Source organism: Mesorhizobium sp. M5C.F.Ca.ET.164.01.1.1, from assembly GCF_004792125.1.
Taxonomy (GTDB): Bacteria; Pseudomonadota; Alphaproteobacteria; order Rhizobiales; family Rhizobiaceae; genus Mesorhizobium; species Mesorhizobium wenxiniae.
In genome coordinates, this window is the sequence record NZ_SRTG01000269.1 from 1 (window position 1) to 351 (window position 351).

A 351-nucleotide genomic window follows, 5' to 3' on the forward strand; every position below is an offset into this window, starting at 1 on the left:
GACTGGGCGCCCGATGTCGCCCGTCAGGTAACCGGCACCTACGACGGAAATCGGTTGACGTTAAAGGACGTGCGCGCCTTCGAATGGCGCAGCGACACCGATTTCACCGAACGCTGGACAACGCGGACGTACGATCTCTCCAGCATCCAGACCGTCGACCTCTTCATGTCTTATTGGTCTGGGACCAAAATCGCTCATGTCATCATGAGCTTCGGCTTTGCAGGAGGTGACTATCTTGCCTGGTCCATCGAGGTGCGGCGGCGTCGCGGTGGCGAGTTTTCGCCCATAGCAGACCTGTTCAAGAGCAATCCCCTGGTCATTATCGCGGCCGACGAGCGTGACGTGGTCGGC

General features: G+C 59.3%; 1 protein-coding gene. It reads left to right on the forward strand.

The genetic code is table 11. From position 1 onward, the window contains the following. Positions 1-351 (forward strand): DUF4105 domain-containing protein (locus EN807_RS33425; protein WP_135938008.1); only part of this gene is annotated, 351 nt, incomplete at both ends.